At 45.9% G+C, this 8641-nt stretch carries 12 protein-coding genes; 2 read left to right on the top strand and 10 right to left on the bottom strand.

Features of this window, described 5'->3' with window-relative positions; genetic code table 11:
- The 9 genes from L3V30_RS19210 to fkpA form a co-directional block, all read right to left on the bottom strand.
- Nucleotides 1-128 (bottom strand): GTP-binding protein (locus L3V30_RS19210; RefSeq protein ID WP_227484038.1); only part of this gene is annotated, 128 nt, incomplete at its 3' end.
- A 153-nt stretch (nt 129-281) separates the two neighbouring features.
- Nucleotides 282-2381 (bottom strand): elongation factor G, encoded by a 2100-nt coding sequence (gene fusA / locus L3V30_RS19205; RefSeq protein WP_005397643.1) that lies wholly within the window; start codon nt 2379-2381, stop codon nt 282-284.
- A gap of 75 nt (nt 2382-2456) precedes the next feature.
- Nucleotides 2457-2927 carry a 30S ribosomal protein S7 gene (gene rpsG / locus L3V30_RS19200; RefSeq protein WP_005382796.1) on the bottom strand — a complete coding sequence of 157 codons (471 nt, stop codon included), beginning with the start codon at nt 2925-2927 and terminating at the stop codon, nt 2457-2459.
- Between the two features lie 101 nt (nt 2928-3028).
- On the bottom strand, nt 3029-3403 hold the full coding sequence (gene rpsL, locus L3V30_RS19195; RefSeq protein ID WP_004399892.1) for a 30S ribosomal protein S12: 375 nt from the start codon (nt 3401-3403) through the stop codon (nt 3029-3031).
- Nucleotides 3404-3580: 177 nt separating this feature from the next.
- Nucleotides 3581-3856, bottom strand: a complete 276-nt coding sequence (tusB, locus tag L3V30_RS19190) for a sulfurtransferase complex subunit TusB (RefSeq protein WP_237309556.1) — start codon at nt 3854-3856, stop codon at nt 3581-3583.
- A gap of 7 nt (nt 3857-3863) precedes the next feature.
- On the bottom strand, nt 3864-4220 hold the full coding sequence (tusC, locus tag L3V30_RS19185) for a sulfurtransferase complex subunit TusC (RefSeq protein ID WP_005397648.1): 357 nt from the start codon (nt 4218-4220) through the stop codon (nt 3864-3866).
- Complete coding sequence (gene tusD / locus L3V30_RS19180) at nt 4217-4612, bottom strand: sulfurtransferase complex subunit TusD (RefSeq protein ID WP_046874531.1); 396 nt, start codon at nt 4610-4612, stop codon at nt 4217-4219. Before tusD ends, tusC begins: the two co-directional genes overlap by 4 nt.
- Nucleotides 4609-5331 (bottom strand): transcriptional regulator, encoded by a 723-nt coding sequence (locus L3V30_RS19175; protein WP_031780643.1) that lies wholly within the window; start codon nt 5329-5331, stop codon nt 4609-4611. The genes tusD and L3V30_RS19175 overlap by 4 nt, the downstream gene beginning before the upstream one ends.
- 143 nt (nt 5332-5474) lie before the next feature.
- Nucleotides 5475-6257 carry an FKBP-type peptidyl-prolyl cis-trans isomerase gene (gene fkpA / locus L3V30_RS19170; protein WP_005397659.1) on the bottom strand — a complete coding sequence of 261 codons (783 nt, stop codon included), beginning with the start codon at nt 6255-6257 and terminating at the stop codon, nt 5475-5477.
- Between the two features lie 128 nt (nt 6258-6385).
- Between fkpA and L3V30_RS19165 the strand changes: the two genes are divergently transcribed.
- Together L3V30_RS19165 and L3V30_RS19160 are read left to right on the top strand one after the other, a co-directional pair.
- Complete coding sequence (locus L3V30_RS19165) at nt 6386-7372, top strand: hypothetical protein (protein ID WP_237309558.1); 987 nt, start codon at nt 6386-6388, stop codon at nt 7370-7372.
- On the top strand, nt 7369-7596 hold the full coding sequence (locus tag L3V30_RS19160; RefSeq protein WP_005381455.1) for a SlyX family protein: 228 nt from the start codon (nt 7369-7371) through the stop codon (nt 7594-7596). Before L3V30_RS19165 ends, L3V30_RS19160 begins: the two co-directional genes overlap by 4 nt.
- A gap of 84 nt (nt 7597-7680) precedes the next feature.
- Here the strand turns inward: L3V30_RS19160 and L3V30_RS19155 are convergent, their stop codons facing one another.
- Complete coding sequence (locus L3V30_RS19155) at nt 7681-8622, bottom strand: isoaspartyl peptidase/L-asparaginase (protein ID WP_237309553.1); 942 nt, start codon at nt 8620-8622, stop codon at nt 7681-7683.
- Nucleotides 8623-8641 lie beyond the last annotated feature (19 nt).

Genomic DNA, 8641 nt, shown 5'->3' with positions numbered 1-8641 from the left:
ACACCGCCGTAAACTTTAGCAAGAGTAGTACAGATAGCTGCAGTTAGAGTTGTTTTACCGTGGTCAACGTGGCCGATAGTACCAACGTTAACGTGCGGTTTCGTACGTTCAAATTTTTCTTTAGACACGATCGTGTTCCTTCCTAGTTATGATTCGTCGTGATCATTATTGATCGACGACGCGCCAGAAATTGTTATTTTATGCGCCAACGCCCGTTAGCGCAATATTTGGACGCCCTGATCTCGCAAAAAGTCGTAAACTTTTTGTAGTTCAATCGTCAATTAGTAACCACGCTCTGCAATAATTTTATCTGCGAAGTTTTTCGGCACTTCAGCGTACTCGTGAAACTCCATAGAGTAAGACGCACGGCCTTGAGTTGCAGAACGTAGATCAGTTGCGTAACCGAACATTTCAGATAGTGGTACTTGAGCACGGATGATCTTAAGACCAGCCACACCTTCGTCCATGCCTTCAATGATACCGCGACGACGGTTTAGGTCACCAACAACGTCACCCATCCAGTCTTCCGGAGTGGTTACTTCGACATTCATCATTGGTTCTAGAATCACAGGTTGTGCTTCTAGTGCACCTTTCTTGAATGCCATCGAGCCAGCGATCTTAAACGCCATCTCGCTTGAGTCTACATCGTGGTAAGAACCATCAAATAGTGTAGCTTTAATATCTAGTACAGGGTAACCCGCTAGAACACCACTATTCATTTGTTCCTCGATACCTTTCGATACCGAACTGATGTATTCCTTAGGAATCACACCACCCACGATTTCGTCTACGAATACGAAACCTTCGCCAGGTTCAGAAGGCTCAAGTTTGACCCACACATGACCGTATTGACCACGACCACCTGATTGACGAACAAACTTACCTTCAACTTCCGCTTTACCACGAATGGTTTCACGGTAAGCAACCTGAGGTTTACCAACGTTACAATCAACGCTGAATTCACGCTTCATACGATCAACGATAATGTCTAGGTGAAGTTCACCCATACCTGAGATCAGAGTCTGACCTGATTCGTCGTCCGTTTCCACGCGGAATGATGGATCTTCCGCAGCCAGTTTACCTAGCGCGATAGCCATTTTCTCTTGGTCTGCCTTAGAACGAGGTTCTACAGCAATCTGAATAACTGGTTCAGGGAACTCCATGCGCTCTAGAATCACTTTGTGGTTCTGATCACACAGTGTGTCACCTGTTGTTACGTCTTTCAGACCGATAGCAGCAGCGATATCACCAGCGCGAACTTCTTTCACTTCTTCACGCTTGTTCGCATGCATCTGAACGATACGACCGAAACGCTCTTTCTTCTCTTTTACAGAGTTGTAAACAGCGTCGCCGGAGTTTACTACACCAGAGTAAACACGCATGAACGTTAGCGTACCCACGAATGGGTCAGTCGCGATCTTAAATGCTAGCGCAGAGAATGGTTCGTTGTCGTCAGCGTGACGCTCAACTTCATTTTCTCTTTCGTCAACACCTTTAATTGCAGGTACGTCAACTGGCGATGGCAAGAACTCGATCACAGCATCTAGTACCGCTTGAACACCTTTGTTCTTAAACGCACTACCACAAGTGGCCAGTACGATTTCGTTGTTTAGTGTACGAGTACGTAGAGCTTGTTTGAGCTCAGCTTCAGTCAATTCACCTTCTTCAAGGTACTTGTCCATCAGCTCTTCGCTAGCTTCAGCAGCGGATTCAACCATGTGGTTGCGCCACTCTTCAGCAAGTTCGATCATGTCAGCTGGGATGTCTTCGTAAGTAAACGAAGTGCCTTGATCGGCTTCATTCCAGTTGATCATCTTCATCTTGATAAGGTCGATGACACCTCTGAACTCATCTTCTGCACCAACATTCAGTTGGATTGGAACAGGGTTCGCACCAAGACGATTTTTAATTTGGTCCACAACGCGTAGGAAGTCTGCGCCCGCACGGTCCATCTTGTTTACAAATACCAAACGTGGAACGTGGTATTTGTCTGCTTGACGCCATACAGTTTCAGACTGAGGTTCAACACCAGATGAGCCACAGAACACAACCACAGCACCATCAAGTACACGAAGAGAACGCTCTACTTCGATAGTAAAGTCAACGTGTCCAGGGGTATCAATGATGTTTACGCGATGCTCAGGGAACTGTGCTTCCATACCACGCCAGAATGTAGTAGTCGCAGCGGATGTGATAGTGATACCACGTTCCTGCTCCTGCTCCATCCAGTCCATGGTTGCAGCACCATCGTGAACTTCGCCGATTTTGTGAGAAAGGCCAGTGTAGAACAGAATACGCTCAGTTGTGGTTGTTTTTCCTGCATCTACGTGAGCACAGATACCGATATTACGGTAGCGCTCAATAGGAGTTTTACGAGCCACGATTGTATCCTCTTACTAAGGTGTACCTTAGAGTATAGAAAAGTGCTGCGAGAGAACCTCGCAGCACAGAAGGTATTACCAGCGGTAATGAGCGAACGCTTTGTTTGCGTCAGCCATGCGGTGAACGTCTTCACGTTTCTTAACCGCAGTACCTTTGTTCTCAGACGCGTCTAGCATTTCAGCTGCTAGGCGTTGAGCCATAGATTTTTCACCACGCTTGCGCGCAGCTTCAACCAACCAACGCATAGCAAGTGCGTTACGGCGAACCGGACGTACTTCTACAGGTACTTGGTAAGTTGAACCACCAACACGGCGAGATTTAACCTCTACCGCAGGGCGTACGTTTTCAAGAGCTTCTTCAAAAATAGCTAAGTGGTCTTTACCAGACTTTTCAGCCATAGCATCTAGTGCAGTGTAAACGATTTTCTCTGCAGTAGATTTTTTACCGTCAACCATTAGGATGTTAACGAATTTTGCCAGCAATTCAGATTTGAATTTTGGATCTGGAAGGATCTTACGCTGACCAATGACGCGACGACGTGGCATGGATTTATCTCCGTTGTCTTCTTCAGGTTTTATCCAAAACTTTTCAGTTTTTTCAAAAAATTAAAAATAATTTAGTGTTTGGCCTTACTTAACGGAATCCATTAAGACTTAGGACGCTTCACACCGTACTTAGAACGACCTTGTTTACGGTCGTTAACGCCAGCACAGTCAAGTGCACCGCGAACAGTGTGGTAACGTACACCCGGAAGGTCTTTTACACGACCGCCACGGATTAGTACAACACTGTGCTCTTGAAGGTTGTGACCTTCACCGCCGATGTACGATGTAACTTCGAAGCCGTTTGTCAGACGTACACGACAAACTTTACGAAGTGCTGAGTTAGGTTTTTTAGGTGTAGTAGTGTAAACACGAGTACATACACCACGTTTTTGTGGGCACGCTTCTAGTGCAGGCACGTTGCTTTTAACAACTTGCTTTGCACGAGGCTTACGTACCAACTGGTTAATAGTTGCCATTAACTAGCTCCTGATTTACTTGAAAGTAAGCTTTGTGAAAAATCTATCCCCAACTACCATTGCAGTTAGGGACGCAAAATTCTATGCAGCAGTGAGAGGTGTGTCAAGAAATATACGGATCTTTTTTGTTCAATTAGGACAATTCATCCGTAAAGCTTTAGCGACAGTAAATCACGTTCAATCCCAAGTAAGCGATTTATCCTGTTTAACTGTGAGCTCAACGAAGTCTGAGTAATTCACGATCGTCAGTGATGGACTGATACGATTCGCAATACCGCGAGCGTGAATATCGCTCTCTAGCACAAATACACTGCGGTTTTTTAGGTGGGAGAACGCTTTATGCTGCGAGTTAGCAGCGTACACGGCATCTTCTATAAGTAAGATGTCATCCTGTGTACTGCATAAGGGCATGGCGTCTTCTAGAGCGGAGACCGTTTTTATAATATGTAGCATAACTTCCTCAGAACGACAGTAGCTTGCCAGCGTGTTGCAACTTATCTTTGAGCTGCTCTGAGCTTAACGCTTGAGCTTCAATGACTAAATCCGCTTGAGCCAAACCTCGCTGAGCTAATGACTCTGAGCACACAAAGACTTGTTCGATATCGTATAAATCGAAAAGCTTCAGCATCGGCGCATAATCTTTGCTCAAGATCTTGCTCGGTTCTTGTCCTAGTAGAAGCTGGTAAACCCCATCTCCCATGAAAATGACGCTGATATCTTCACAGTAAGCCGACGCGGCTAACAGTGCATCCACACCTTCACGACCAGCCGCACTGCCATGCGGTGCGCTACGAAATAGATAAGTTAGCTGACTCAAAACTGTACCACTCTGTCTTGGGTTAACATCGCTTCGGCTAAGCTACCTAAGCCGGCTTGCTCAAAACCTTCCGCTAGATTGCTCTGGACCAAACCATGTTGATTCGCTTCTTCTTCACTTACGATCCCACGACGCAAAGCCGCAGCAACACAAGTTTCTAGACGAACACCATGCTCTTTTGCCAAAGATTGCCATGCCTTATTGAGATCAAATTCGTCGTTGGCAGGCACACTCAAAGCAGTACCATTGGTCACGCCCTCTTGATAAAAGAAAACGCTCACTAACTGATGGCCTTGCTCAATCACCGCCTTGGCGAACTGATAAGCACTGCGCGCTGACTGGCTACCGTAAACAGGACCATTCACCACCAACGTGTAAGTCAGTTTACTCACTTTTCATCGTCCTCGGTTTTACGTTGACGAATGTATAAGTAGACGGTGTGTTTTGAAATGTTAAGACGATCTGCAACGCGGTTGATGGCATCTTTAATATCGAAGATGCCTTTGTCGTACAATTCCATCACGATTTGGCGATTCTTGGTGTTGTTCGATACGGATTTATCCGCATTGATCTCTTCGATGGTGCGTTCAACAGTTTGGTCCACCAGCTCTTCTACGTCACTAGCAAAGTTAACCGAGGAAGCCGCTTCTTTTGCTTCTTGCGTTGGCATGAAAGATTGAAGGACTTGCGAGAAGGGCGCGTCCAAGTTGACGTTGATACACAACAAACCAATCACGCGATTTTCACCATTACGAATGGCAACAGTGATCGACTTCATCAACACGCCACCTTTTGCACGGGTAAAGTACGAACGTGAGAAGTTGCGCTCCGAGCCTTCGATGTCTTTTAGCATTTTAAGCGCTAAATCAGTGATAGGTGAGCCGACTTGGCGACCCGTGTTTTCACCATTAGCGATTTTAATTGCAGAGGTATTTAAGTCTTCTAGCGAGTGAAGAACGATTTCACAAAAGGGACCTATCAGGCTGGCGATACCATCAACGACCGCCTCATAAGATCTTAAAATGATTTTGTCGTGCTCGGTAAACGGCATCACGTTAACGGATTCCATTTCGAGCAACATCTCCGCGTTTATTGTTTCTGTAGTTGTCATAAGCCTTCGAGCGAAAAATCAACAAATTGGTGTAAGTTTATCAGAAAATTTGAAAATCAACCTAGCAAACTCACCAACTAGTGACCTAGAACAAAAAAGGCCCGTTAAACGGACCTTTTTCAATAACTTATCGCGGCTTATTGTTATTGCTCTGCGTTGTCGTTCTCGACTTTTAGCAGCTCAACTTCAAATACTAGCGTTGAGTTAGCAGGAATGCTTGGTGTGTCTTGATCACCGTATGCTAGCTCTGGCGGGATAACGAATTTGAATTTAGAACCCACAGGCATTAGCTGAACACCTTCTGTCCAACCTGGGATTACACGGTTAAGTGGGAATGTTGCAGGTTCACCACGATCGTAAGAGCTATCAAATTGCGTACCATCGATTAGCGTACCTTTGTAGTGTACTTGAACCGTATCAGTGTCTTTTGGCTTCTCACCTTCAGCAGGAGTAATAACTTGGTATAGAAGACCTGTATCTGTCTTCACTACGCCTTCTTGCTTCTCGAACTCAGCACGGAAATCATCGCCAGCTTTTTTTGCTTCAGCAGCTTTCTCAGCCGCTTGTGCTTGCATCTTTTCAGCAACACGCTTATCTAGAGATTCTAGTGCTGCACGTGTTTCTTCTTCATTCAATTCAGCATTGCCTTTGAAGACGTCTTCGATACCTTTTAGTACCAAGTCTTTGTTAAGATTAATGCCGATTTCGCTTGGCTTGTCGATGCTTGTGCTTAGGTAGTTAGCAAATGAAACACCGATTGCGTATGCCGCTTTATCGTCGTCGGTTTTAAAGTGAACCGCTTTACCGGTTTCTGCTTGAACTTGTTCTGCTTGAGGTGCGGCTTCTGTTTTAGTTTCTTCTTTCTGACAACCTACCGCTAGCATAACTGTTGCAGCAAGTAGCGACACTTTTAAAACTGATTTCATTAAATTCTCCCAATAATGGCTTTGCCATTGGTTGTTGTGCACAAATCTTCTATGAGACTAGTGAAGACAATCGTTATACCAATATACTAGCTATATGTCTTAAGACACAAACCGGATTATTAGATGTGATGCAAAGAATTTCTCATTTATTCCTATATTTAATTGTCATCACCACGTTAAATGGTTGCTTTTTCGCCGAGCGTGAAGTGCACCGTTGGCCGATAGAGCCTCAGGGTGCGACGAGCTTCGCACTTAGCAGAGATGGACGATTTGCTCTGCTCTATTCTCAGCAACACCATTTGATGCTGTGGGACCTAGAGCAAAATGAACAACTAGCCAACCTGGGCGAGCTCGATGCCGATGCCAACGTGGTATCCCATATTCGTATCTCAGACAATGGTCGCTATGCAGTCACAGCAAGCCAAATGAACTTCGCAGTTTGGGACTTAGGTTGGACGCAATCCGAAGGCCTTTGGTCTATTTCTGATGCGCTCATTCGCGACGTTGATATCACCAGTAACGGTGAGCAAGTTCTGCTCGGGTTATCCAACGGTAAAGCAATTTACGTCAACTTAGTCACCGGACGTCGCTTGGAGTTCCTTGCGCATCGTGAAAAAGTCAATTCCGTCGCCATTTCTCCTAATGGCCGCTTCGCACTGACTGGTGGTAATGACTACAAAGCGTATTTGTGGGACACCGAAACCGGACAAGTGCTGCGGACCTTCGAACATGAACAACGGGTTGTTCGTGTTGCCCTGCAACGAGATGGCAAGTTAGCAATGACATCCGATGGCGGAAACCAAGCAGTAATTTGGGATTTAAAAACTGGACAAGAAGTCACACAGTTGAGCAGTTGGTCGCGCCAATTGATCTTTTCTACTGCGCGATTTTCTGATGACGGAACTCAGTTAGTGACAGGAACGCCTTCTGGCCGCGTTTCAATATGGAATACTCAAACCGGAAAACGGATTGGCGGATTTGAAGTTGAGCCAAAAAAAGACACTCGCCCTCCCCGTGCGGTCGTGTATGATGCAGCCTTTGATTCAAAACAACGCGTAATTACTGCTACTTCAGCAGGTATTGCCCAAGCTTGGCAGTTAGAGAAAGGATCATGACAGAAAAAATCATTCAGCAATTGGAAGCACGCATTAATGACTTAGAATGTCAGCTTGCGTTCCAAGAACAGACTATTGAAGATCTGAACGGTGCCTTATCGCAGCAGCAACTGCAAATTACCAAGATGCTCGATCAGATGAAATATGTGGTAGGTAAAGTAAAAAATATGGACTCGTCGAATTTAGCCGATCCGTCAGAAGAAACCCCACCACCGCATTATTAAAATGCAGGCTCAAATAGTACAAAGCCCAGAACATATTCTGGGCTTTGTTGTGTTGATTACTTAAGAAGGTTGCTCAAGAGGAAGCTATTCGTCAGCGTAGATTTTGACGCTCAACTCGCCTTGAGTATTGATGCCAGCTCGGTACATACCAGAGCTGTTCATCGCAAAGTGCAGCTCACCTTGCGCGTCAATTGCGATTAAACCGCCTTCGCCGCCCATCTCTTTCAGTTCCCCCTGAATAATATGCTCACAAGCAGTATGAATATCTTCTTGTAAGTAACGCATCCGCGCGGCGACGTCTTCTGCGACACGTTTACGGATAAAAAACTCACCGACACCCGTAGTCGAGACCGCGACGACGCCATTTTCGGCCACCGTGCCGCAGCCTATCAAAGCCGAATCTCCGACTCGATTGTATTGCTTATTCGTTACGCCACCCGTACTGGTGGCAGCGGCTAAGTTGCCTTGTTGGTCCAATGCCACCGCACCAACCGTACCGTGCTTACGGTCATCTGGGTAACGAGACTCCGACAAAGCAAACAGCCCTTTCTCACGCATAGACAGCAACTGCTCATAACGGCGATCAGTAAAGAAGTAATCCTGTTCGGTATACTCATGGCCTTGTTCAAAAGCAAACTTCTCTGCGCCCTCACCCACCAACAACACGTGATTGCTGTTTCGCATCACGTCACGAGCGAGCTCAATTGGATTCTTGATATGACGAACACCAGCGACCGCGCCTGCGGCTTGATTTCGACCATCCATGACAGAGGCGTCCATTTCTACCATTTCGTTGTTGGTCAGCACCGAGCCTTTACCAGCATTAAAGTTAGGCGAGTCTTCCAACACTTTTACTGCAGAAACAACTGCATCCAAAGCGTCGCCGCCTTCCTCAAGAATTTGATGGCCGGCTTTTACCGACGCTTTCAAATCAGCCAAGATGGATTGCTGAAGTTCATTGCTCATCTGTTCACGTAAAATGGTGCCTGCGCCACCATGAATCGCAATCGAGAAAGGTTTTGTCATCGCTTTTTCCATGAGTTGT

This window comes from Vibrio sp. A1-1 (assembly GCF_021728175.1).
Lineage (GTDB): Bacteria > Pseudomonadota > Gammaproteobacteria > Enterobacterales > Vibrionaceae > Vibrio > Vibrio diabolicus.
Note: the sequence above shows the minus strand (reverse complement) of the source record. Positions and strands in the feature narration are given on the sequence as shown.

Excerpts from the sequence above, each read along its gene's own strand:
- rpsG (WP_005382796.1), bottom strand. The coding sequence starts at position 2,927 with ATGCCACGTCGTCGCGTCATTGGTCAGCGTAAGATCCTTCCAGATCCA.
- rpsL (WP_004399892.1), bottom strand. The coding sequence starts at position 3,403 with ATGGCAACTATTAACCAGTTGGTACGTAAGCCTCGTGCAAAGCAAGTT.
- tusB (WP_237309556.1), bottom strand. The coding sequence starts at position 3,856 with ATGCTACATATTATAAAAACGGTCTCCGCTCTAGAAGACGCCATGCCC.
- L3V30_RS19175 (WP_031780643.1), bottom strand. The coding sequence starts at position 5,331 with ATGACAACTACAGAAACAATAAACGCGGAGATGTTGCTCGAAATGGAA.
- fkpA (WP_005397659.1), bottom strand. The coding sequence starts at position 6,257 with ATGAAATCAGTTTTAAAAGTGTCGCTACTTGCTGCAACAGTTATGCTA.
- L3V30_RS19165 (WP_237309558.1), top strand. The coding sequence starts at position 6,386 with ATGCAAAGAATTTCTCATTTATTCCTATATTTAATTGTCATCACCACG.
- L3V30_RS19160 (WP_005381455.1), top strand. The coding sequence starts at position 7,369 with ATGACAGAAAAAATCATTCAGCAATTGGAAGCACGCATTAATGACTTA.
- L3V30_RS19155 (WP_237309553.1), bottom strand. The coding sequence starts at position 8,622 with ATGACAAAACCTTTCTCGATTGCGATTCATGGTGGCGCAGGCACCATT.